Source organism: Candidatus Sodalis endolongispinus, assembly GCF_018777395.1.
In the GTDB taxonomy this organism is placed as follows: domain Bacteria; phylum Pseudomonadota; class Gammaproteobacteria; order Enterobacterales; family Enterobacteriaceae; genus Sodalis_B; species Sodalis_B endolongispinus.
Genome location: NZ_JAFJYC010000001.1, coordinates 2,643,643 through 2,666,354 on the forward strand (window position 1 = coordinate 2,643,643; position 22,712 = coordinate 2,666,354).

The 22,712-nt window shown below is 50.8% G+C and carries 18 protein-coding genes and 10 pseudogenes; 3 read left to right on the forward strand and 25 right to left on the reverse strand.

The annotated features are described in order from the left end of the window. Nucleotides 1–286: 286 nt before the first annotated feature. Genes JZM24_RS12840 through JZM24_RS12855 form a run of 4 tightly spaced genes read right to left on the reverse strand, consistent with a single transcriptional unit; the run spans nt 287 to nt 2,890 of the window. The gene (locus JZM24_RS12840) at nt 287–1,165 is read right to left on the reverse strand and encodes a metal ABC transporter substrate-binding protein (RefSeq protein WP_215669907.1); all 879 of its coding nucleotides are present in this window, start codon (nt 1,163–1,165) and stop codon (nt 287–289) included. Then, complete coding sequence (locus JZM24_RS12845) at nt 1,162–2,049, reverse strand: metal ABC transporter permease (RefSeq protein ID WP_215670163.1); 888 nt, start codon at nt 2,047–2,049, stop codon at nt 1,162–1,164. Before JZM24_RS12845 ends, JZM24_RS12840 begins: the two co-directional genes overlap by 4 nt. Then, a complete protein-coding gene (locus JZM24_RS12850) occupies nt 2,046–2,753 on the reverse strand; it encodes a metal ABC transporter ATP-binding protein (RefSeq protein ID WP_215669908.1) in 708 nt (235 codons plus the stop codon). Before JZM24_RS12850 ends, JZM24_RS12845 begins: the two co-directional genes overlap by 4 nt. Further along, nucleotides 2,750–2,890 carry a hypothetical protein gene (locus tag JZM24_RS12855; RefSeq protein ID WP_215669909.1) on the reverse strand — a complete coding sequence of 47 codons (141 nt, stop codon included), beginning with the start codon at nt 2,888–2,890 and terminating at the stop codon, nt 2,750–2,752. Before JZM24_RS12855 ends, JZM24_RS12850 begins: the two co-directional genes overlap by 4 nt. 573 nt (nt 2,891–3,463) lie before the next feature. Here JZM24_RS12855 and JZM24_RS12860 point away from each other — a divergent pair. From JZM24_RS12860 to JZM24_RS12870, 3 genes and pseudogenes are all read left to right on the forward strand, one after another. Beyond that, a pseudogene (locus JZM24_RS12860) lies at nt 3,464–5,236 on the forward strand (penicillin-binding transpeptidase domain-containing protein). A gap of 799 nt (nt 5,237–6,035) precedes the next feature. Continuing rightward, nucleotides 6,036–7,049, forward strand: a pseudogene (locus JZM24_RS12865) (MFS transporter); the annotation flags it as partial. A gap of 311 nt (nt 7,050–7,360) precedes the next feature. Beyond that, the gene (locus tag JZM24_RS12870; RefSeq protein WP_215669912.1) at nt 7,361–7,615 is read left to right on the forward strand and encodes a hypothetical protein; all 255 of its coding nucleotides are present in this window, start codon (nt 7,361–7,363) and stop codon (nt 7,613–7,615) included. Between the two features lie 34 nt (nt 7,616–7,649). Here JZM24_RS12870 and JZM24_RS12875 read toward each other — a convergent pair. The 21 genes and pseudogenes from JZM24_RS12875 to JZM24_RS12980 form a co-directional block, all read right to left on the reverse strand. Beyond that, a pseudogene (locus tag JZM24_RS12875) lies at nt 7,650–8,569 on the reverse strand (IS3 family transposase); the annotation flags it as partial. Between the two features lie 45 nt (nt 8,570–8,614). Continuing rightward, a pseudogene (locus JZM24_RS12880) lies at nt 8,615–8,995 on the reverse strand (phage tail tape measure protein); the annotation flags it as partial. Between the two features lie 84 nt (nt 8,996–9,079). Further along, nucleotides 9,080–9,403, reverse strand: a complete 324-nt coding sequence (locus tag JZM24_RS12885) for a phage tail assembly protein (RefSeq protein WP_215669913.1) — start codon at nt 9,401–9,403, stop codon at nt 9,080–9,082. Continuing rightward, on the reverse strand, nt 9,400–9,765 hold the full coding sequence (locus tag JZM24_RS12890) for a phage tail tube protein (RefSeq protein ID WP_215670166.1): 366 nt from the start codon (nt 9,763–9,765) through the stop codon (nt 9,400–9,402). Before JZM24_RS12890 ends, JZM24_RS12885 begins: the two co-directional genes overlap by 4 nt. Beyond that, the gene (locus tag JZM24_RS12895) at nt 9,765–11,261 is read right to left on the reverse strand and encodes a phage tail sheath subtilisin-like domain-containing protein (protein WP_215669914.1); all 1,497 of its coding nucleotides are present in this window, start codon (nt 11,259–11,261) and stop codon (nt 9,765–9,767) included. The genes JZM24_RS12890 and JZM24_RS12895 overlap by 1 nt, the downstream gene beginning before the upstream one ends. After that, nucleotides 11,258–11,530, reverse strand: a complete 273-nt coding sequence (locus tag JZM24_RS12900) for a DUF2635 domain-containing protein (RefSeq protein ID WP_215669915.1) — start codon at nt 11,528–11,530, stop codon at nt 11,258–11,260. The genes JZM24_RS12895 and JZM24_RS12900 overlap by 4 nt, the downstream gene beginning before the upstream one ends. Then, nucleotides 11,527–12,066: pseudogene (locus JZM24_RS19760) on the reverse strand (phage tail terminator protein). Before JZM24_RS19760 ends, JZM24_RS12900 begins: the two are co-directional and overlap by 4 nt. Then, nucleotides 12,056–12,589 (reverse strand): hypothetical protein, encoded by a 534-nt coding sequence (locus JZM24_RS12910; protein WP_215669916.1) that lies wholly within the window; start codon nt 12,587–12,589, stop codon nt 12,056–12,058. Before JZM24_RS12910 ends, JZM24_RS19760 begins: the two are co-directional and overlap by 11 nt. Continuing rightward, nucleotides 12,576–12,959 carry a phage head closure protein gene (locus JZM24_RS12915; RefSeq protein ID WP_215669917.1) on the reverse strand — a complete coding sequence of 128 codons (384 nt, stop codon included), beginning with the start codon at nt 12,957–12,959 and terminating at the stop codon, nt 12,576–12,578. The genes JZM24_RS12910 and JZM24_RS12915 overlap by 14 nt, the downstream gene beginning before the upstream one ends. Nucleotides 12,960–12,992: 33 nt before the next feature. Further along, nucleotides 12,993–13,274: a head-tail connector protein gene (locus JZM24_RS12920; RefSeq protein ID WP_215669918.1), complete on the reverse strand. Its 282-nt coding sequence runs from the start codon at nt 13,272–13,274 to the stop codon at nt 12,993–12,995. Between the two features lie 49 nt (nt 13,275–13,323). Continuing rightward, nucleotides 13,324–14,576: pseudogene (locus JZM24_RS12925) on the reverse strand (phage major capsid protein). Nucleotides 14,577–14,588: 12 nt separating this feature from the next. Next, a complete protein-coding gene (locus JZM24_RS12930) occupies nt 14,589–15,446 on the reverse strand; it encodes a head maturation protease, ClpP-related (protein ID WP_215669919.1) in 858 nt (285 codons plus the stop codon). A gap of 15 nt (nt 15,447–15,461) precedes the next feature. Continuing rightward, nucleotides 15,462–16,785: pseudogene (locus JZM24_RS12935) on the reverse strand (phage portal protein). Next, a pseudogene (locus JZM24_RS18730) lies at nt 16,785–18,781 on the reverse strand (phage terminase small subunit P27 family). Before JZM24_RS18730 ends, JZM24_RS12935 begins: the two co-directional pseudogenes overlap by 1 nt. 314 nt (nt 18,782–19,095) lie before the next feature. Continuing rightward, nucleotides 19,096–19,430: pseudogene (locus JZM24_RS12950) on the reverse strand (HNH endonuclease signature motif containing protein). Nucleotides 19,431–19,660: 230 nt separating this feature from the next. After that, on the reverse strand, nt 19,661–20,155 hold the full coding sequence (locus JZM24_RS12955; RefSeq protein ID WP_215669920.1) for a lysis protein: 495 nt from the start codon (nt 20,153–20,155) through the stop codon (nt 19,661–19,663). After that, nucleotides 20,155–20,844, reverse strand: a complete 690-nt coding sequence (locus JZM24_RS12960; RefSeq protein WP_215669921.1) for a Rha family transcriptional regulator — start codon at nt 20,842–20,844, stop codon at nt 20,155–20,157. Before JZM24_RS12960 ends, JZM24_RS12955 begins: the two co-directional genes overlap by 1 nt. A 334-nt stretch (nt 20,845–21,178) precedes the next feature. Beyond that, nucleotides 21,179–21,758, reverse strand: a pseudogene (locus JZM24_RS19765) (Rha family transcriptional regulator). Then, a complete protein-coding gene (locus JZM24_RS12970; protein ID WP_215669922.1) occupies nt 21,745–22,254 on the reverse strand; it encodes a lysozyme in 510 nt (169 codons plus the stop codon). Before JZM24_RS12970 ends, JZM24_RS19765 begins: the two are co-directional and overlap by 14 nt. Then, complete coding sequence (locus JZM24_RS12975; RefSeq protein WP_215669923.1) at nt 22,254–22,520, reverse strand: hypothetical protein; 267 nt, start codon at nt 22,518–22,520, stop codon at nt 22,254–22,256. The genes JZM24_RS12970 and JZM24_RS12975 overlap by 1 nt, the downstream gene beginning before the upstream one ends. Continuing rightward, nucleotides 22,510–22,710 carry a phage holin family protein gene (locus JZM24_RS12980; RefSeq protein ID WP_312885009.1) on the reverse strand — a complete coding sequence of 67 codons (201 nt, stop codon included), beginning with the start codon at nt 22,708–22,710 and terminating at the stop codon, nt 22,510–22,512. The genes JZM24_RS12975 and JZM24_RS12980 overlap by 11 nt, the downstream gene beginning before the upstream one ends. Between the last annotated feature and the right edge of the window lie 2 nt (nt 22,711–22,712).

Sequence of the window (22,712 nt, forward strand, 5' to 3'; positions counted from 1 at the left end):
TATTTTTTTGCTGATGCGTTTTTGTGGCTTTAATGAGCAAGGGTAAAGAGTCTGCCATAAGCAGAAACGTGCCTTTGACCTCGATGAAAGGCGGGCGATGCCAGAATATGCCTCAGGAGAGTTAGCGCTTTCGGTAATTCCTCATTCAGCCCATCCGTGGTTACCCTAGCGATGCGGCTGAAACCGCCTAATGCATACAATCTATTAAAGCGTCATTAGTGAGAGAAGGTTGCGTCGCCGCCGTGGTCGGGCATGTCACCCGGTCACGGCGACGACGGCGGGGGGTTTACTTCATGCTGCCGGCAAGTGTGGTGACATTATGGCGAAACGCCGCTTCATACGTGGCGGCAGGGCCGCCCGCGGCCGACAAGGCTTCCGGGTACAGCTCGCCTCCGGGTTTGGCGCCGCTGGCGCTGGCAATCTGTTTCACCAATCGCGGATCGGTCTGGTTCTCGATGAAATAGGTGGCGATATGCTCCTGTTTAATCTGGTCGATCAATCCCGCCACATCGCTGGCGCTGGCCTCGGCTTCGGTGGAAAACCCAACTGGCGAAAGGAACTGCACGCCATATTCCGCGCCGAAATAACCGAAAGCATCATGACTGGTTAACACTTTACGTTTCGCCTGTGGGATGGCAGCGAATTCCGCCTTGGCCCATGCGTCAAGCTTTTCCAATTTCTGAATGTAGGCTTCGCCGTGCTGACGGAAATAGTCTGCATCCTGCGGGTCGGCCGCTATTAGCGCGTTCATGACGTTGCGGGCATACAAGGCGCCATTGCGCGCGCTGTTCCAGGCATGGGGATCGGTCACGGTTTTGCCATCTTCTTCCATTTGACGGGGATTAACCCCCGTGGACGCGGTGACAACCTTACCCCGATAGCCAGAGGCGGTCACCAGACGATCGATCCAGCCTTCCAGCCCCAACCCGCTGACAAACACCACGTCCGCTTTCGCCAGCGACTGGCTGTCCTTCGGCGCCGGTTCGAAGGCATGGGGATCGCCATCCGTCCCGACTAGCTCAGTGACCTTGACATGATCGCCACCAACCTGTCTGACGATATCCGCCAGCACAGAAAAGCTGGCCACCGCGTCTACCGTCTTTGCCAGCGCCGCCGGGCTGACTATGATCAAAGCCATCGCAAATAACAGCGTAAAACGTTTCATATCTTCTCCTTGCTAACTACGACGCCACGCCGACGCAGCAGCAGTACGATACCACCGCGCGGCTCTAATAATACCGAGAGGAAAAACACCAGACTGGCCGATAACACGATAGTCGGACCGGCCGGCAGTGAAGCGTAAAATGACCACAGAAGCCCGCTCCATGAACAGAACACGCCGATAGCGGTCGCCAACGCCAGCATCTTGGGCAGGCTGGTCGTCCAGCAGCGCGCGGCCACAGGCGGCAGCATCATCAACCCGACTGACATCAGAGTGCCCAGAATCTGAAAGCCCGCCACCAGATTCAGCACCACCAGCGCCAAAAACAGCGCCTGAATCAAACGCGGAAAACCAGTGGGATTGACTCGTAAAAAGGCGGCGTCAAACGCTTCGATAACTAGAGCGCGATACATCAGCGCCAAGCTGAGGAAAGTGATGCTGGCGATCGCGCCAACAAAACGAATGGCATCGGCATCCACCGCCAAAATAGATCCGAAGAGTAAATGCAATAAATCGACGCTGGATCCACGCAGCGATACCAGCGTCACCCCCAACGCCAGCGATCCCAGATAAAAACCGGCGAAACTGGCGTCTTCTTTAAGCGGCGTCATCGAGCTGACCCAGCCGGACAGAACCGCCACCACCAATCCGGCGATAAAGCCGCCCACCCCCATGGCGATAAGCGACATGCCGGACAGCAGATAACCGAGGGCGACGCCCGGCAATATGGCATGAGATAATGCATCCCCTACCAGGCTCATGCGGCGCAGCAATAAAAAACCACCCAGCGGGGTCGTGCTCAGGGCCAGGGCGAAACAGGCGACCAACGCGCGACGCATAAAGCCGTAATTGATAAAAGGCTCAAACAATAAATGCAACATTTTCAGACACTTTGCAGGTGTTGGGGACGCATCGGGGCCGGCGAATCCGGCCATGGCGCCAGCACCCGCGACGAAGGGCCCCACGCGGGCTGTTCCGATGAGAGCCACAGCGTCTGAGGAAAATACCGCGCCACCAGCTGATTGTCATGCAGTACCACGATAATCGTGTGTCCCTGGCGGTGCAGTTGTTCAATGACCGTCATCAACAGGCCGCAGGTAGGTTTATCGATCCCGCTGAAAGGCTCATCCAGCAGGATCAGCGGCGCTTCCTGCACCAGCAAACGGGCAAACAGCATGCGTTGGAACTGGCCGCCGGACAGCGTGCTGATGGCGCGCTGGGCCAATACCTCCAGGCTGACGCGTGTCAGCGCCTGCCAGATAGCCGCCTGGCCGGCTCGGTTGATGCGGCGCAACAGGCCACCGGCCGGCCAGCAGCCCATCGCCACGACATCAAACACCGTCAAGGGGAACTGGCGATCCATTTCCGCCTGCTGGGGTAAATAGCCCATGCGTGGCCGGCCGGCGGGGCCAAACGATAACGTTCCCTGCACCGGCGGCAGCAGGCCGACCAACGTTTTCAGCAGAGTGGATTTACCGGAACCGTTGGCCCCCACAATGGCGGTCATACTGCCGCTATCGAAGCGGCCGTCCAGGGCTACGCCTACGCCCTGCCCTTGATATCCCGTTACCAAATTTTGCAACGTTATCATGGCAGCATCGTCGACCAGGAGATGGCACCCCACAGCATCGCAAGAATCGCCAGCGCCATTAGCATCCGCGTCAGCCCCGAGGCAATAAGCCACTTCCGCCCCATCGTCAGGCGCCGAGAAGAACAATCAAAGGACATGATGTTACCCGAGAAAGTAAATGTTATAATATAACATATCACAACCGCCGAATTGCCGGCAATGGTTTCTGTGCCTCTGAAGGATTTTGTTTCTAAACATATATGCAGCAGGCAGGCGCAGCGGCCGGGCCGCTGCCGCTGTCTGAAGTTGAGACAAATTTCGCCGGCAAGCACGGGGCACTCACCGGCTTCATTGCCGACAGTGCGGCATAACGGCGGGCGCGACAGCACCAAGCCACGGCGATATTTTCGCTTGACGATGACGCCGTACCGCAGTATTAGCGATGAACAACGGCGAACATGCGTTTAAAATGCGCGTATGACGGCTAAAATATGATTTCTCTCGCAACGGTATCTTATGCCGCCACGGTGGAGACTTGCACTAGCACACCAGGGTCTTTTGCCGTGAACCCCGCCCCGAGGGGGACGAACATGGCCGCGAAATTCTCTGGCGCTATTATCGCAGGCTTTCAGCGCTCAATTTCTGAAACATTTATTCTCTACCGCCCGCGGGTGATATTCAGTAACACTTTCACCTGCTTCAACAACCGCTGATTTTCCTAAGAGAGCGTTATGTCGACCGCCAAAAAAACGCTGCGCGCCCCTATGCCTTATTTAGGTTCCCGCTTTACATTGTTATGCTTGGGCGTCTTATGCTGCTTGCTACTGCTATTGGCTCGGGTCGGCTATTTGCAACTTTTTAAGCGGCCAATGCTTGAGAAACAGGCCGACGCTCGCTGCGCACCATGCCAATTCAAACTAACCGCGGCACTCTTACCCGATCGCAACGGCGAAGTGTTGGCGCTCAGCGTACCCTCGCGCACCATCATTGCCGATCCGAAAGTGATCCTGGCCGCCCATCCCGATTTCAACGATGATAAATGGCGCTATCTGGCGGAGGCGTTGAAAATACCACCGGTGGCGTTAGCAAAGACCATCGCGCAGGATCCGTCCCGCCGCTATGTCTCTGTCGGACGCAAAGTTGAATCGGGTATCTCCCAAGATATTATGAAGCTGCATCTCAAAGGCATCAGCAGCCTGTTCGACGACAGCCGCTATTACCCGATGAGCGAGGCGGCGGCGCCGCTTATCGGCATCGTGGGCGCCGACAATCAGGGGCTAAATGGTATCGAGCGCGGTTTCGATAATCTGCTACAGGGTAAGCCGGGCATGCGGCAATACCGTCAGGACGGCGATAACAATGAAATCGCTTTGGTCAATTATACGGCGCCCCAACAGGCGCCCGATGTGACGCTGAGTATCGATAAATTCGATCAATATGCCCTCTATTCCCATTTGCGCGCCGGGGTGATATTAAATAAAGCCGATTCCGGCGCGGCAGTGCTGGTCAAGGTCAGCACCGGCGAAATCCTGGCGATGGCCTCTTATCCTCCCTTCAATCCCAATAATTTTGCCGATGCGACGCCGCAAAGCATGCGCGATGTCGCTATTAGCGACAGCTTCGAGCCGGGTTCCACGGTAAAACCGCTGGTGGTGATGGCCGGATTGCAGCAGCATTTGATCCAACCCAATTCAGTGCTGGACACTACCCCTTATCGTATCAACGGCCATTTGATCCGCGATGTCGGCCATTGGCCACGACTGACCATTACCGGCATTTTGCAGAAATCCAGCGATATCGGGGTTTCGCATATCGCCATGGCGATGCCCGCCAGCGTGCTGGTCAATCTTTATCAAGCCTTTGGTTTAGGCAAACCCACCGGGCTGGGTATCACCGGTGAAACCAGCGGCTATTTCCCCTTTAACCGTCTGCGCTGTGCGGATATCGAACGCGCCACCTTTGCCTTCGGCTATGGCCTGCGCGCCACGCCGCTGCAAATCGCGCGCGAATACGCCACCATCGGCTCGTTGGGCGTTTATAGACCGCTGTCCATCACCCGCGTGACGCCACCCGTGATGGGCAAACGGATCATCGATGCCGGCATTGTGCGTACCGTGCTGCATATGATGGAGAGCGATGCGCTGCCGGGCGGCGGTGGCGTGCGCGCGGCGGTACCGGGTTATCGACTGGCGATCAAAACCGGTACCGCGGAGAAGATGGGCCCCAGCGGCAAATACGATGGCGGCTACATTAACTATACCGCCGGCGTAGCGCCGGCCAGCAATCCGCAGGTGGCGATGGTCATCGTCGTCAATCATCCGACCGCCGGCGATCATTTCGGCGGCTCGGTGGCCTCACCGATATTCGGTCAGGCGATGGGCGATGTGTCGCGGCATATGAATATCGCGCCCGACGCCATGCCCGAGAAGCCGGCAGCCGATAATCCGGCACCGACCGCCGGCAAAACCATGGTGATGAACGACGCCCGGGCCGGCGACGCGTAACCGCCAGAGCCGTTAGACGCACACTGCCCCAGACCAGCAACACCGCTGGAGGCGACCCGTAGCGCAGATGGCACCAGGCTTCGCTTAGGGTGGATGCGCTAAGGACATAAACGGCCTCAGGCTTCGCTTAAGGTGGATGCAACACGGACGCAGACGGCGCAGCAGCAATACTGACGGCACCATCAACAACCCTAAGGCAGCACGCGCAAGAAACGGGGAAGCCAGCACCGGCCTAACCCTTAAAGATCACTATAAAGGCACCTAATTATCACCAATTTGGTACCAATCTAGTTCCATACCGCCACTTCCACACCGTGGATGAGACGGCAGCGGTTCCGGTACCATGCGCGCGACCGACAGAGGTCATGGCAGACCGGCAGATGCCATGGCGGGCGGCAGACAGACGCTGTTTACCCTTATGCAAGTCGCACGGAAGCTTAACTAACCCGTTTCCGCGACGTTCAGGCAGACAAGGGTCATTGACTCCGCTCCAGGTTCCGTGGCGCCCCCTCGGCCGGCGGACGTCAGACGGCCCGAGCGCTTTCCGCGACTCGCGCCGGCGCAGCGCCGACATCGCCCGGAAAACGACCAGAACTGCTGTCACGACGCCTTGCGCACGGATGAACCGGGTGAATAATAGAACGACAGCCGCATGTCGGCGGCGACCTTTCGATAAGTCTCTTTGACGGTAAATGAACTTTATGGCCAGGAGTAAACAGGCGCAAGCAGCGCAACGCGACCCACCCCCCCGAAAGACGAGCCTTCGCTGCCACAGCACGTCTCGGGGGGCATTTCGGGCATGGCGCTGCTGGTGGCGGGCGCGTTTTTTATGGAATATCTCGACGGCACGGTGATAGCCACCGCCCTACCGCAGATGGCACGGGATTTCGGCGTGGCGGCGGTAGATTTGAATATCGGCATGAGCGCCTACCTGATCACCCTGGCGGTGCTGATTCCAGTCAGCGGCTGGACGGCGGATCGCTACGGCGCGCGCAATGTCTTCAGCCTTGCCCTGTTGATTTTCACCTTGTCATCTTTGCTGTGCGGGTTGACGCACAATGTCGGCGAGTTTATCGCCATGCGCGTGCTTCAGGGCATCGGCGGCGCCATGATGGTGCCGGTTGGCCGCTTGGCGGTGTTGCGCAATACGCCGAAAAGTCAGCTCATTGTCGCCATCGCCACCCTGACCTGGCCCGCTCTGGTTGCCCCGATCCTCGGGCCGCCGCTGGGGGGATTTATTACCAGCTACGCCAGTTGGCGCTGGATTTTCTTTATCAATATCCCGCTGGGGATTGTGGCGATCATTATCGCCTGGCTCATCATTCCCAATAGCCGAGAAAGCCACCCGCAACCGTTCGACAAAATGGGCTTTGTTTCTATGGGTCTGGCAACGCTTTGTCTGGTTACCGCGCTGGAGCTTTGCAGCCAGTTGCCGGTCAACTGGCCGGCGGTCTGGCTGTTGTTGGCGGTGGGACTCGCCGCCTTACTGATTGCCTTACGTCACCTGCGCCGCGCGCGGCATCCGATGGTGCGCCTGGATGCGCTGCGCATTCATACCTTCCGCATTACCATGGGCGGCGGCACGCTCTTTCGTATCACCGTCAGTACGGTCCCTTTTTTGTTGCCGCTGCTGTTTCAGGTGGGATTCGGCATGGATCCTTTTCACGCAGGGATACTGGTATTGGCGGTGTTTGCCGGCAATCTGGCGATGAAACCGGCGACAACGCCGCTCATGCGCCGCTTCGGTTTCCGGCCAATTCTGCTGGTGACCGCCGTCGGGCTGATAGACCTGCTACGTTTACCGGCCGATGCCGGCGATCGCGTGGCGAGGAAAACGCCCGTTCGCAAGTAACCACGCATTGGCCTGCCCGTGTGCCGTGGTGAAATAAACGGCACAGGATAAATGTGCGCCTGTGTCTTTTTTTCTGAAGGGCAAACACGATGCAGACAATCCAAGGCAGTTTATTGACTGAACTCACATTTATGATTGGCGATAAAACTTATTGGCAAAGTGCACACAAAACAGGCCATACCTTCTATGATAAAAACGATGGAACGGTGCAATTGGAATTGCATTCGGTTTAACGATCATCTAATGAATTAACTCAACAACGAGAGAGATCCATGAAACCGGCGGCAGTGTCCTTTCTACCCAATATACCGGTGCTGGGAATATGGTTATTGGTTTATTACCTTTCCGGGATAATATCGATGCAGTTTGATAATCCCGAGTTACACGTCGCGCTTATCTGGTTCCCGGCTGGCGTATCAACAGCGGCGTTTCTGCGCTATTCCATGCGGCATTGGCCGGTGCTGTTGCTTTCGTTTATCACTATCAATTTATTGGTGAATCATTCTTTTAGCGGTCATCTGTTGTGATCTTGCCCCGCCATCTCCGTACAGCTTTTGTATCTTAAGTTAACAAAGCCCGCTGCCGCCGGTATTCTCTCGGAGAGTGATATCCCAGCGCGCTGTGCGGATGGTTTTCATTGTAATGCGTGAACGCTGCTGCAAGGTTTCGCAGGGCTGTTCTCGCATCCGGTTTTGGCATGAACTCGATATAGTCTTCCTTCATCGTCTTCACGAACCGTTCGGCCATGCCATTGCTCTGCGGGCTGCTCACCGCTGTTGTGCAGGGCTCCAGATCCAGTTCTCTGGCGAACCTCTGCGTTTCATGCGCGGTATACGCTGAACCGTTGTCCGTCAACCACTGCACCGCTGTATCGGGTAACCTGCCGCCGAAGCGCTTTTCTACCGACATCAGCATCACATCCTGCACGGTCGAACTGTCGTAGCCTCCAGTGCTCGCAGCCCAGTCTATGGCCTCTCTGTCGCAGCAGTCCAGTGCGAAGGTGACCCGCAGTTTTTCACCGTTGTCGCAGCCGAACTCGAAGCCATCTGAACACCAGCGCATATCGCTTTCTGCCACCGCGATCCTGCCCTTATGCTCACGCCTCGGCCGCTCTGGTTTTCAATGTAATAACAGCAGGTTATGCTCACACATGATCCTGTAAAGTCGTTTCGCATTTACCGGCGGCAGTCCCTCTGCGCGACGTTGTTTACGCAGGATTCCCCACACCCGCCGATAGCCGTAGCTGGGCATATCGCTGATGATGTGGATGTCCGACAGTATTTCAGCGTCTGCTTCGTCATTACGCCGGTTACAGCGCCTGTCCTGCCAGTCGGCAGAACGCTTAATCCGCAGTGACAGCGGCGCACGCGACACGCTCATGGTGCGGCTGACCTGTGCTATTCCCCGGCCTTTGGCAACAAGGGCGCGTGCGCTATCCATTTTCGTGACTGGCCGTACTCCACGGCTTCTTTTAGGATCTCAACTGGAGATACAGCTACTGTCTGGTGTTTCAGGGGGATAAATCAAGCGGATTGGGCGAAGGACATTAATTCTTCTTTCGCTATCCCCGCCTGGCCACCTGCGGCCACAATCTGACCAATGCCATCTGCGGCCATCGGCAATGCTGTCGATAGCTTAAGAATATCTTCCGACATCTGTTTAAACTGCTCAGGCGTATCAAAATCAACTACCTTGCGAACATCGGCCATCGTCGACTCAAAGTCTATCGCCTGCTTGATAGGCCCAGCCATTGCGGTAACAATCCCCGCACCTAATGCTGCCGCGCCTGCCATTCCCGCGCTAAACTCTTTCTTGAAGGCCTTCATTTCACGCCGCATCCCCTTTAGCGGGGCGGAGAGTTTATCAACGGCAGTGATGATTGCTTTTAACTCAAAACTATTAGCCACCCTGTCGCTCCTCGTTGATGCGAACAGCCTCCGCTTCCAGATCAAAGAACTGGCTTAGCGGATGCTGGCGTAATTCAAGGGGATTTAGTCGCCAGAACCAGGCAACGTTATAGAATCGTCGTCTGAGATTGCCAGGTTCTGGGCACCGGTAAAAAAAACCACGATGATCATCGAAGCGACAAATACATCATGTAGCGCTAGTTGTTGTGCAGAGGAGCGAGGTATCCCCGTCAGTTCAGGCAGATAAGACAGAGCTGAACGCGTATCCAACCGCATATCGCCTCGTTCAGAATAACTAAAAGGAATGCCGTATTTTTCAACCTGATCAAACGTGGGTTCCTGAATTTCCAGGACGGTGACTTTGTTATTGTGTACCTGAATAGGCTTACTCAGTGCTATTGATTTCATTGATAAAATCCCTCGTCTCCGTGAAATTCCATCTCGACCGTGCCTTCGTCAGCATTATGTGAAGATTCGCCGGATAGCCACGCGCCTGACAACACATAGACCATACCGTTAGCTAATTCAGCGGTAATGGTCATTTCATCTGCTGTAGTGAGTTTTCCTATCGGAAAACGTCGCTCAACTTTAAATTCTGCCTTGATATAAGGCGCACGATGCGTTTCCTTGTAATTCACACTGCCATCAATACCCACAATGTCTTCTCGAATAACCGTATTCATCGGCACTTCTACACTGCCATTCAGTGAGAGTTGTTGGCCGTCCACCTTAAAATAGCAGGTGCCACCTATTTTTCTTTTTCCCGTCATCACACCACCTCACCCTGGTTGTATTGCAGCCTGAATTTATTCGCCAACGCAAATACACGTAATTGATTGATATAATCCGCAGGAAAAACGACATCAATCCGATTAGGATCATTGGCGTTGTGCTCAACGATAAGATGTTGACGAAAAGCGTCAAAATTTTTGACAATCCATTCATTTTCCAACTGGCGATAAATCGCACAGAGTTCGCCTTTGATTACGGCTGGCGTAACAATCGCTTGACCTGCACCGAATCGGGTACCGTCACTGGCCAGTTTTTGCCGTCCGTATTTACTGGTAATCACTGATTTTAATCGCCGCAAAATATAAGCGCTGGTATAGAGTGTTTCACTGTCCAGATAGCTGTTATCGGCCACGCCGTAACTGTTTTTCTGGTAGGTCGTCACATCGCGCTGAATGCGTAATACGCCACCTTCGACATTAGCGGTGGCGATACCGTGTGAAAGGAGGGACTGCTGCTCTGTCAACGTAAAGCGCTTGCCAGACGGTGCGGGTAATACCCCGTTTAATTCGCCAGTGTGGGTCGGTCTCGCCGGATCATTGCGCAAAAATATCGCACACCGCGCCAGTCGTGCCGCGACCAGTTCATCAATCGCGGTTTGGATGGCGGGTTCGTATCCGGCGATGCTGAGATGCGGATCATTGAAAGTGTCGCCAAAAGCGACCAGTTCGCCGATTGTCCCTTTTTTCGCCGTATAAACATGGCCGTATAACTGTTGATAAGGACTCCAGCGTCCGTTCGTGTCGTTCATCTCCGCACTCATCGTTTGTAATGAGGAAGAATCGCCGAAAGGCAAGCCAATAAAATCAAATAACAAGTCACCCATCGCACTGATAACGCTGTCCATATCTGGCGAACCAGCACCGCCACTCATGGCAGTAATGGTAACATTAAGACCGTGAGGGGTATTCTCACCGCCTGTCGGTGAATAATAGTTCAGCATCAACGGAATATCGTTGCCGGTTAACCATTTATGTTTTGCCGTCAAGCTGATTTTTTCAGCACTAATCGTCGCGGTGACGGGTAAGTCCTCGTTATCGTTAATCGCCTTGCCAAGCGCGGCGGCAACCGTATTCGCGGTATCCGATTTCTTGACGGCAGCTAAAATACGTTGATTGCTGATATAGAGTGTGACGACACCGGCATCGGTTGCAGTGCCACTTATCGCAATCTCTCCTTTTGCTTCAGTGCCCGTCGTTTCAGGTACAGCAATGACAAACAGTTCACCGATAGCATCAATCCGGCGATACGCTTGCACCATGCGGTGTAACTGACTGCCACTACCGGCTAATTGTTGCATCATTTCTGCTGAGGGCATCATCGGGGAATTCAAGGTCATTTTTGCATCAGGGAGTGCATGACCAATGAGCAGTGCGGGGCCGCTGGCTTGCATCGTATTGGCGGCACTGTTATCCATTTCGGGATAGAAACCAGGCACCCGAAAATTAGCGTTCACGGTATTAAAGCTAATGGTCATTCCGGCGTCTCCTCTTTAGCTTTTTTTAATTTTGTTCTTGTAGTATCAGTCGACTCTTGCACAATTGGGGAATTATCGGATTCACTTACGTCTTCGATATCATCGTCCTGTTTTCTTCTGATCCAAAAAAGCGTTTTTTGAACCTGCAATCCTTCCTCTGGCAGATAGTCACCAAAATACTCTTTGGTGTCGTGCATATATTGATGGATGGGCACTTTTCGCCAGTGCTTAGGCTTAATAAAAACAATTTCAGGTTGTGTACCTATCATTTTATCTTCATCTCCAAATGCGAGTTTACACTGCTTGCTTGTTCGTTTAGATCAATAGCAACGGTATGCAAATCGGGTAAATTGTTCAGGTCAGCATCGTGGCGGGTATCTTCGGCGTTAATGTCTGTTTCAGTATTAAATTTAAACAGGTAATGGTATTCAGCGCGGTTTGAATCGGCTTCCTCCGCGCCGGCATAATTAATTGCACCACAACCCGGCTCTGGCTGCCAACCCAGTAATGCCCGCCAGATTTCAGACCTGACTTCATTTAATGCGTCGACAGAGGGATAGTGTCACTTTTGATTGCGTGCATTATTTAAAATTACCACAACATAAAAACTTTCTGTTAATGATTGCCAATAATCCTTTTGTGACCGTTGTTCACCGACAACATCTTCTCCCGGAATAACGTAAGCAGAGGGTAAAGCAAGTTTGCCGCAATCCGGTAAATCCTCATATTGAGAGACACTGCCTACTCTGTTTTCAAAACGAGGGCACAAGGTTCGTAATGCCGCAATAATCGGACTAAGTTTCATGATCCTTTCCTTTTCTTCTCTCTGCCCGCAGTGATTGACGCAGTGCTATCTTTAGCGTGTAGCTCGCCCAACTTTTCAGCCGCGTTAACGTGGCAACCATGTAATTTTGACGTTTCTCAATACGCCAACCCCCGCGTTGGTGGTGACGTTTTTGTCGTTTGTGCTGTTTAGACATACCGCGAGAAGCGCTACGTACCCCATAATACAGAAAAACAGGATAAAAATCGCCTTCAATCGGTTTACTGCCGACACCGCGTTTCTGATTGGGGGCGATCTTAACCATTAACCCAGGTCGCCGTGAGGAAGCGCGAGGGACGTAATAACCGATAGATCGGGCTAATCGTCCGGTTTGCCACAGTGGGGTTTCACCGGGTCGTGAACGGCCACCCCGCTTCATCAGTTGACGACGTGCTGCTTTCAGATGCATTTGACCGACTTTCACAAAAGCACGACGGATCCTTGCGCGATTAAAGACAAATTCTTTGGGTTGATGAAAATCAATATGGAGATTATCCAAAATCATTTCCTCTTTCTGGTTGACTGCTCATTTCTTCACAGGAAAAAGACAGAAAACGACCCGCACTGTGGATATCAGTAACGCCTCGTATGAGGTAGACGACACCGTTAATCCGTGCTTGATCACTGGAGTAAAGCGATTGTCTGTATCTCACAATGATTTTATGCGTGATGGTTTTGTTGATTTGAAAAGAGTGGAGGCGAAGTGTGTCACTCACGGGGATCAATTTTCCCCAGACGGTATGTTCGTCTTGATTTGCTGCCTGTATCCCGCTGCCGCCTATCGGTTCATCCTGTCGCGTATAAAACAAAACGCGCTTATTTAACCCCCCGGGATCGGGGAAACGGGAATACGGTCTGCTATAATGCGGTTTCATAGTCCGCTAAGCCTGTAGTCATCAACTAAAAACTTAAAAAACGGAAAAATAGACAACTGTTCCATATCGGATATCCCCCCCACGATGCTCATATAACCCCGTCACCAATAGCAACATACCCTGAATAATCGCCGCATTGATAACCAGGCCGCGAGGGTCAGTTTTAGGCACGGAGGCTTTGTAGAGATTACGGTTAAGGTGTGCGATGGTTTTTTGCTCTACGGCGGCGATATAACTATCAAGCAGTACATCTTCACTGTTATCGTCTAATTCAATCCTGCATTGTCGTTTGACCTGTTCTTTGTTAATAAACATGGTTGTTTATTTCCAGTAAACAATGGCCTACATTGATAGGCCATTGTGTTTAACGTTGATTACTCTCCGTTATTCCCGCCTTTCCCGCGCTACCTGAAACCTCTATCTTGGTTAAGTCACCTTTGATAAACGCTTCAGGGCGGTAAACCGCGAGCGCCAGACGCTCTTCGCAACGAATCGAAATCATATTATTTTCAAAATCATCGGTATTCTCGGTACTGATCACCACGTTTGCTTCTTCACGGTCAAACAGTTGCGCACCTAAATTGAAAGCCCCACCAGGAATTTATATTTAAACTCAGTGGCTTCGGTGACGACAACGGGTAAGCCCCACAACATTGGCGTAGTCAGGGCTGCCGGATTGGAAAGGAGATAACGCCCCAGCGTATCCTTGATAAGTTCAATCTGTGCCCAGTTGGTAAAGTGCAACACATGGCCTGTCGCGGGGATCCGTGCGAGTTGCGCTTGTAGCATGGCAAGCCGCAGATCATCGATCGCAGTTCGATGTGCTGGTTTTAATTCTGCTTTGAATGCAGTGGCTTGAGTAAAGATCCCGTTCAGGTTTGAACCGGTAACGTCACCGAAGAGAATTTGTTGCTCTTCAACGTATTTCAGGCCATAACGCAGTTCCATATCGATAATCGAGGCCAGTTGCGAGAAATCATCCAGAATTTGCTTGGAGGCCTTAAACATATGAGCAATCGTGCGAACAGGGACTGTGGCCTCTTCAAATTAAATCGTGCTATATGGCTTGGCGGTATTTTCCGCGACAGTCTTGGCATTATTGGTAAATCCTTTCTGCTTCACGTAATAAATCGTGTTACTTTGCGTCTTTCCACTGGCAATCAAATCACGAATAAACAACCGTTGCTTCGGCTTGGTCAAGATGTCTGATTGACGGTCGGGGGCGACAATCGTTCCGGTGACATCCGATGAAATAAGTGCGGCGTTAATTGTGGCTATTACCCGTTTACTGGATTCCATGCCCGAGCCTAAAGCCTGTACTACCTCCATGCCAACCACCTGTTGACCGATAGAACTCACCACGTTCAACGCATTGGCGACGGGCATTTGGGCAATATGTTGTTCCACTTCGCCGACCTGGGCTTTCAGGGTTTTTTCTGCTTCGCGTAAGGCGTTCAGTTCAACCGCCATTTTATCAACGGCCACTTTGGTTTTTGCGGAAAGCTCACCGGATTTTTGCGCTTCCTTCAGGGCTTTTTCTGCCTGGGCGCTATATTTGCTGCTGGCTTCTTCAATAGAAGCGGTTACTTTCTTGAACATTTCATTAATATCAGACATATTGTCTCCAGTTTAATGGGGTATCGACACCAGACGACGCAAAGCATTATCCAGTTGTGTCACAATCTCTGAGGAAATATCAGGGGTAGCGCGCAGCGTACCGTGAGAGGGCGTGATAGCGCTCGGCATATCACCCAGTAAAGCTTTAAATAATCGTCTGCGTTCAGCGCGAGGTGTATTGGTTTTCGCCAACAGAGCATCCAGTTTTCGCAGTGCGGCGGTAGGCGAATCGTTATCCTGTTGTGTGCTATCAGCGGGAAGGAAGGCATCAGCAAACCTTTTTTCTACCGCTTCACCGCCATTAATCCAGGTTTCATTATCCATCATTGCGGTGATCATCTTTTCATCCATGCCGGTTCTGGCAACGTAAACATCGCGCATGGCAAAATCAAAAGGCATCATTTTTTCAGCAATCTCGGCAAAGTCATGGCGATTACCGACGGCCATACCCCAGGTGTTGTGGATCATCAGGAAAGCACTGCGCCCGATTTGTATCTCATCACCAGACATGGCAATGATTGAAGCGGCTGAGGCCGCTAACCATAATATTTTCACGGTCACTTTACCCGCATATTCACGGAGTTGATTGTAGATAGTCAGACCTTCAAACAGATCGCCCCCTGGCGAATTGATATTGACGGTAATATCTTTACCTTCCAGTGAACGCAAGATTGCGCCAATTCGTTTAGCGCTGATCCCTTCGCCTGCCCAATCCTGTCTAATCGTCTCAAATATCGATAGCGTATTATCATCCTGGCTTGATGCCCTGATGCTGCTGTTCCATTTTGCTAATGCTGACGGTGAAATTTCACTGGTCATTTTCGGACAGGGAAAAACCGCCGGTAATACCGGAAGTGCATTTTTTTTCATCGGGAAAAACTCCAGTTATTCTGTTTCTTGCTGGGTGCCAGTCGGGTGATGAGATGAGGATTTTTCAGGAAATAACCAGGCATTTAGCGCAGCTCGTGCTTTTTCGCCGTCATTCTCCTGCCCCAGTTGATCGAGGGGCGTCAGGTTCAACTGAACGGTATACAGGTCTCCGCCATCAATCGGCGGCAGATTTTCCAGTCTCCTCACATCATTGCGACTCATCCAGCCATTTTGTAGCGCAGTCGTGTAATAGGCTGCTCGACCCGTGCTATCGGTTCTGAGCAGTCCTTCAACAGAAAATTCCGCAAAATAATCCTCGTCATTATCCAGCAGACAGCGAGCGATTTCCTGTTCAATATTGACCAGTAAGGGCCGTAAGGTATTGGTCAAGAAAATCAGGTTCATCCCTTCCACGCTAGAAGCCCAACTGCTTTGTTTCGTAATATGACCGACCATAAACGGCGGAACGCGATACCAACGGCAGATTTCTTCGACGCTATGATCGCGGCTTTCCAGCATTTGTGAGGTTTGCGGATCGAGGGTGATACCATTAAATTTCATTCCGGCTTCTAGCAACATCACTTTTCCGGTATTTTCTGAGCCAGCAAAGTTTTCAAGATGCTTATTAAATCTTTCACGTTGTTCTTCTGACAACAACTTATCGAACGAGATAAAACCGGATGCCGACATGCCTTTCTGGAAATACCGCGCTGCCGTTGTTTCGAGCGACATCGCGGAACCAAACACCTCACGACCCGTTTTCAACGGCATCATGCCGCAAATGCCGTCTAATCCGAACCCCCGTATGTGCATCATGTCATTATCTGCAATAACTCTCTGTTTTAATGAGGAATAACCCGGTTCGGTGTCGTTGGTATAGTGGTATTCCAGTCGCCCGTTATCACGTCGTTTAACGGTGATGTTTTGCGGTAATAGTGGGACGAGGGAGACCAGACGCTGACCGACCTTCTTTTTTCAACAAAGGCATTACCGCGTAAACACAAGCTGGCAACAATCATTTGGATAAAACGCGAAGGGGTCATTTCTAGGTTAGGACGACGACATAAGACAGGATAAGCAGGGTGTTGCTGTGCGAGGCGGCGTGAACCATCCGACTCACGGTGATACAGTTTGAGCGGTAACGTGGATATTGATTCACTCAACAGACGCACGCCCAGACCGCAGAAAGTTGCAGGGCTTTATCCGTTGTCACCACCTGTCCGCTCTTACTCTGGCTATAGTCATGAAACGATGACTGCGTATCGGTTAAATTCTGTGGTACCCCTAACCAGTTGAGCACCGCGCTTTTAATTTTGCTGGGAGATTTATGTTTTTTCACTATACCCCTACCATAATCGGATTGGTTAAAAAGCCATCCAGATCGCCGGTTTCTTCCTCAAGCACTTCGGCGGCCCCGATTGCCATCGCCAGTGCGACCACACCGTCAATGCGCCCGTTACTGCGGCGTTTGCTAAAAACACGATTGCCGTTTTTATCTTCTTCAATAACCGTATTTGCGGCGTTCAAGCGTAGGCAGGGATTAAAATCAATGCGGTAATTCGCCACCGAGAAGACGCTGCTCAAACAATTCAATGGATCTTGGCATCCAAAGTCCGGATTGTTTCGATTTGCCAAAGCCTTGTCCGTGCGGTGTTAATACCGTATTCACCCCTTCGTTTTCCAGTTCTGGCCGTAAATAATCAATATGATACGCATCGTAGGCAATACGGTTGATGGTATATCGTGCGGATAATTCCGCTATCCGTTTGGCAACAAAGCCCAGATTAATCGCATTCCCTGGCGGGGCGTTAAGATAACCCGCTCGCAACCAGGCATCGTAAGGCACTCTGTCGACCCTGGCACGCTCCAGTAAGGTGTCTTTCGGTGTCCAGAACTCGACATAAGCCGCTTTTTCTTCCGGCCAATAAAGCGCCAGCGCCGTTAAATCCTGCTTGCCGGATAAATCCAGGCCACCGTAGCAGGGTGAGTTTGCCAGCGCCGCTAAATCCAGTGAGGTTTTCTCACACGCCATCCAGCTATCACTATTAATCCAGGGATTCTCGGCATCGACCCACTGACAGAAATTAAGACGACGAACCATGCTCTCTTTGGCAGGCATCCCGCGGGCTTGCGTGACTTGCTCCTGTAGATAGCGGTCGCTGAAGGTATGCCCTAATGAGGGATTCGCTTTTTTCCAACAACCGCTATCTTTAAAGGGATCATCGCCTTCGTTCAGCGAACAGATAAATGCGAAAAAGCTATCATCTTCAATGCTGCCCTCTGCCACTTTACGTCCGTATTCGTGATAGTCGTAACACACACTGGTTTTGTTATGGCCGCTATTGGTGATCATGAAAATCAATGCCTGTTGGCGGCCTTTTGTGCCCGCACGCATCATTTCAACGACCTGATTACTTTTGTGTTCGTGAATTTCGTCAATCAAGGCACAGCGAGGACGCGGACCGGATTGCCCATCATCGGCACTGATAGGCCGAAAAAAGCACGGGCTTGTAAAAATGCCAGATTCCACTCCTTACCCGCCCCACCGGATTTCTGGATACGTTCGGCCAGCTTTGGCGATTGGTCTACCATCGCGACGGCGTCACGAAACAGGATCATCGCCTGGTCTTTTTTGGTGGCAGCGGCGTAGACTTCGGCTCGCGCTTCATTATCGGCAACCAGGCAATATAGCCCTATCCCCGCCGCCAGTGGCGACCTTTTCCAGCTTCAGCGTAGGCCATGCGAAAACGGCGCTGTCCTTCGTTGTTTCGCCATCCAAAAAGGGAGCCAACGATAAAACACTGCCAAGGGAGTAAATTAAACGGCTTGCCTTCATAGATACCGCCGTTTAATTTCAATACATTGTAAGAAAAACGGATGGCACGCTGTGCGGATCCGAGATCCCACAACAGACCCCGCGTATTACCCGTCGATAAATCCCGCAAGTGACGTTGACAGGCATGACGAATATCAGGCCCGGCAAGCTCCACGCCTGAAACAACTTGAGTGGCATAGTGGGTGGCAAAATCAGTGAGCGAAGAACTCGTCGAGTTAGTCCGGTTTTTTTCTTTGTCATGCGTCCTCACCTTGGTTCTTGCTGCGGGTGTTAAGCCAAATTTCACCAGATAGCTCTTAAAGCGCTTATCCGCATCAGACAGCATCGAAACAGCGGGATTCGACTTGATTAATACGCCGTTTTGAGAATGTACCTCAAACGTTTCACCGTTTCTCGCTATCAAGGCGCGGTACCGCAGGATCTCAGCGTAAATATCACACAGCCTTTCCAGCGCAAAAGCATCGGCAATCGTTAATACGCCCATGCTATTTAACAGCAGCGTTAGCCGCTCCCAGGTTTCTTTTGCCGTATTGGATAAGTGTTTTGGGACAGGGGATAAATAGGGTGGTGTGGTAGGCTCTGCGCTATTGAGTGGTCTTCTTCCTGGATTGCCGGTCACTAATTTTAAGGCTGTGGGTTTTGGGCGTCTTCCTGCCATAAATGTATCCATTTTGTTATTTTTTATAAAAGTATTTATATTTCAATAATATGTGATATTTTGTGAAATGGTATTTCATTTCGCGACTGTGCGTACAGAGGGGGCACATGGGTCAGGAAGCCATTTTTACGGGAACTTTTAACCCGCCCTCCCCATTATATTGTGGTATTCCAATGACTATTTTGATTATTCGGTATGCCGTTTTCGTCACAACCATAGCCTTTATTCCCTTTTTCCATCAGTTGCTTTGTTGTGTTGTGATGCTGAACACAGAGTGGCTGCCAGTTTTTTCATCCCAGAAACGTTTTTGGGCTATCTTCAATTCTTCTGGTGTCTGGGCAAAGTGAAGACGGTGCGGTAAAATATGGTCAACGACAGTAGCAGGATTAATTAAATCACTTTCGAGGCACATCACGCATAAGGGATTTCTGGCAAGAAATGCCCGGCGCGCTTTATCCCATCGAGAATCGTAGAGTGTGGTTTTCTTCATTTTAATATTTTATCCACATACATATGATCCGCACAAAGCCGATTAAAATCATAGTGGCAATCACCGTTAACCAAGTAACAGGAATCACCGAAAAACCTGCTGAAGAAGCTAACAGGTTCCAGGCGAACAATAGTAGCCATGTAAAACCTAATCCCAACATGAAAATAAATATAATCAAGCAACTAAAAATATAACAACTTGAGATTTAGTGAATCCTGAAAAATTGCTTTTCACTTTTTTGTTTCCTTACTTTGCTGATATGGCGACCCCCCTGCAAAAACAACCTGCCGGATATAATCCTGTAAGCCATTTATTTGCTGCTCGGTGATTTCAATTCTATGTCGGAGGGTGAAATAATTTCGTTGAGCGGTGTCTGTAAGTCTGGCGCGGGTTGCATCATCCATGCGGGCGGCGGTGCTACCGGTTGGCACTGCTGGACAGATAGCGTTGATTTGCAACCGACGACGACCGTCAGCCAGATCGCGCTCAAGCTGCGCAATCCGTTTTTTATCATTCTCAAGCTCTCGCGTGTGTTGCAAATCCAGAGCAGCGATAGTTTGTATCTGACGACTTAACTGCTCAATCTCCGCCTGCCGGGATTCGGCCTGTGTCTCAACGCGCTGCCGGGATTGTTCCGCTTCCTGATACAAGGCGCGATAGTAAAGCGCCGCCCCGGTCATCGATGCCAGCAGCAGAGCGGCAAGCGTGAGGAGTTTCCAGCGCATCATTCTGCCAGTCGGTGCTGTTCTTCAATCAATGGCTCGCGATGGTTTTTATTGAATATCCCCATCAGCGTAGCCTTGCGTTGCTCGAAGTCCCAGTCCATGCCAATGAATATTTTATTGGCGCGTTGCAATTCGGTAATGCAATGGATCTGCTCCGGCGTCAGATAGTCTCGGATAGATTCTTTCTTGCCTATTTCATGGTGGACACGAAATTTTGCAGATGTCATACCAAGTGCAATGCGGTTTATTAAATCAGCCTCGTTACTGAAATGGTGTGGCGCGATGGTTTTTCCCTGTGCTTCGCGTTCGTGTTTGATGGCATCGGTCATTGGACGGTACTCAATCCTGGCGGTACTGCGATCCATCTTCTTGCCCGCCAATGCCTTGCGCATACGGAAGAACTCGGAAACCAGCTTCTTCTTGAATACACGAACAGCATCATTGTTGCGCATGTAGGTAATTAAGAGTGTAGTTTGCTGCTCGTTGAGAAATGCAACACGAAGAGGCTTGCCACCGCCTTGGCTTCTCTCAACCATACGGATTTCAAATCCGAGTGGCCCAAACTCTTCCAGATCAGCTTTGTTACGGTCAACAAGCTTGATAATGGTGTCATGATCTTTCTCAACACCCTCAGCAATCGCCATAGTATTCGCTACAAGATCAAATTTCTTTATTTCCACTAATTGCATCACTATTTCCTTTTGGTGATAGAGCCTCGTGCCTAGGAATAGTCAGCCCATGAGTAGGCGCGATGTTTGCCACCGACTACCCTCAAGGCTCTATCCCAAAAAGCTCATGGTTGAATATGCATCAGGCATAATGCGTAAAAAAACGGCTAATTATCTTTTGATTTGAGGCTGGTACTTTCCAGCCCAGACTTTGGCAACATGTAGGCAATTCGCAAAGATCTTACCCTTTGTGCTGGCTGCATTACGGCGATAATGATCTTTCGCTATGTCTGCACTGATCCGTGCCACAGATTGGTCATATCCTTGCTTCATCAATTCAGTTATTACATGTTTTTCAATGAATTCTAGGTTGTTCATCTTGCTTTAAATTCCTGGTATCGGGAAAATCGCCAAGATCGCATAGAAGAAGTTGAGAGAGTTTTTTCACCTGTTCTTCAACTATTTTAATTGTTTTTTTCTCTTCTGCGTAACGCCATTAGGCTACTACCTTTTTGACCGTGCTCTATGAAAGAATACTTTTCAGCCAGTGCCACCCGATCTTGCATCTGCTTAATGATGAGTTCTGTTAAACCGGACAAGTCGAGAAGGTTAATATCTTGACTACCTTCTAACTCAGTCATCCTGTCGAACACGGTTGCCTGTAGTTCGTAACTGTAGCTCATTGCCATTAGGCAAGCTTCACGCTTGGGGAAGCGGTAAATCTTGCGTGTGGCTTGAGCGCCGTTTCCAGCGGTGAAAATATCATCTCCAAAATTTTTTGGAGATGTGGTCTATCCTAAGACCTTTGGCACTTTAAGCATAAAGCTGTCGTGACGTAACTTACGATACTTCTTGCAAGGGAACGCCAATCCTTCATTTTTTGCTTTTGATGCACGGTCAGCGTTAATGTAATCAACCATTTCAATACTGCTCATGGTGAGTTGGATTGATTAGTGCATTTGGATTTAAACAAATTTCCCGCTCTACCTCCCTGCGGTTAATCAGCCCGTTTGATAGCTTTCCTTCATCGTATTTCCAACGGCGCATCTGGTCACAAGCGCCCTGAATATCTCCGGCGTTCAATTTTTTGAGTAGCGTTGAATTGGCAAATGCCCCACTGCCGATATTGTAAACAAATGAAGTCAAGGCGGCTTTCTGCAAATCGGTAAGCGGAACAGTGACATAACGTTCAACTGTAGTACGTGCTACATGCAAATCCTGCTTCATCAAAGCGTTACATTCTTCTTCGCTATAAATTTCCCCTAGCGTAACGTCCTTGCCGGTATGACCGTGACAGACAGTGAGCACGCCGCCGCCATCACGATATGGCTTATAGCGTTTACCTTCGTGCCACTGCACCAAGACGGCAGCAAGTGCTAATGCGCCGCCTGCCGTCACTGTTATCAATCGTTTACGAAGTTCGGGAGACATTATAGTAATCCGATCGGTAGTTCAGCCCAGTATTGGTACCTATCGGGTGTGAACGTTTCATACTGACCGTTATCCCAACCCTGAAAGTAGAGAAAATCCCCACTTTCCGCAACAACACTGACCACGACATTGTAATAGGCTGCATTATTGGTAATAAGATACTGCTCAGCCTTTGATGACTTGCCGGGGTTTTCGTTTGGAGGATGTAAGTTAAGTATTAATTTCTTACTCATCATCACGTCCTCTTTATTGTTATTATTTTTCATGTTTCGTCTTAAAACAGTATTCCTTGTGCCGGTAGTACCAGTTGAGCCCAACGGTCAGCACTGAACAGATAATACCGGTAATCAACGCCCAATCACTAAGCGATAGGACTCCACACAGAAATGTCGTTGCACTGGCACCATAGGCAGTGCCCGTTGTGTATTTTTCAATGTTATTTATAGATAGTTTTATTT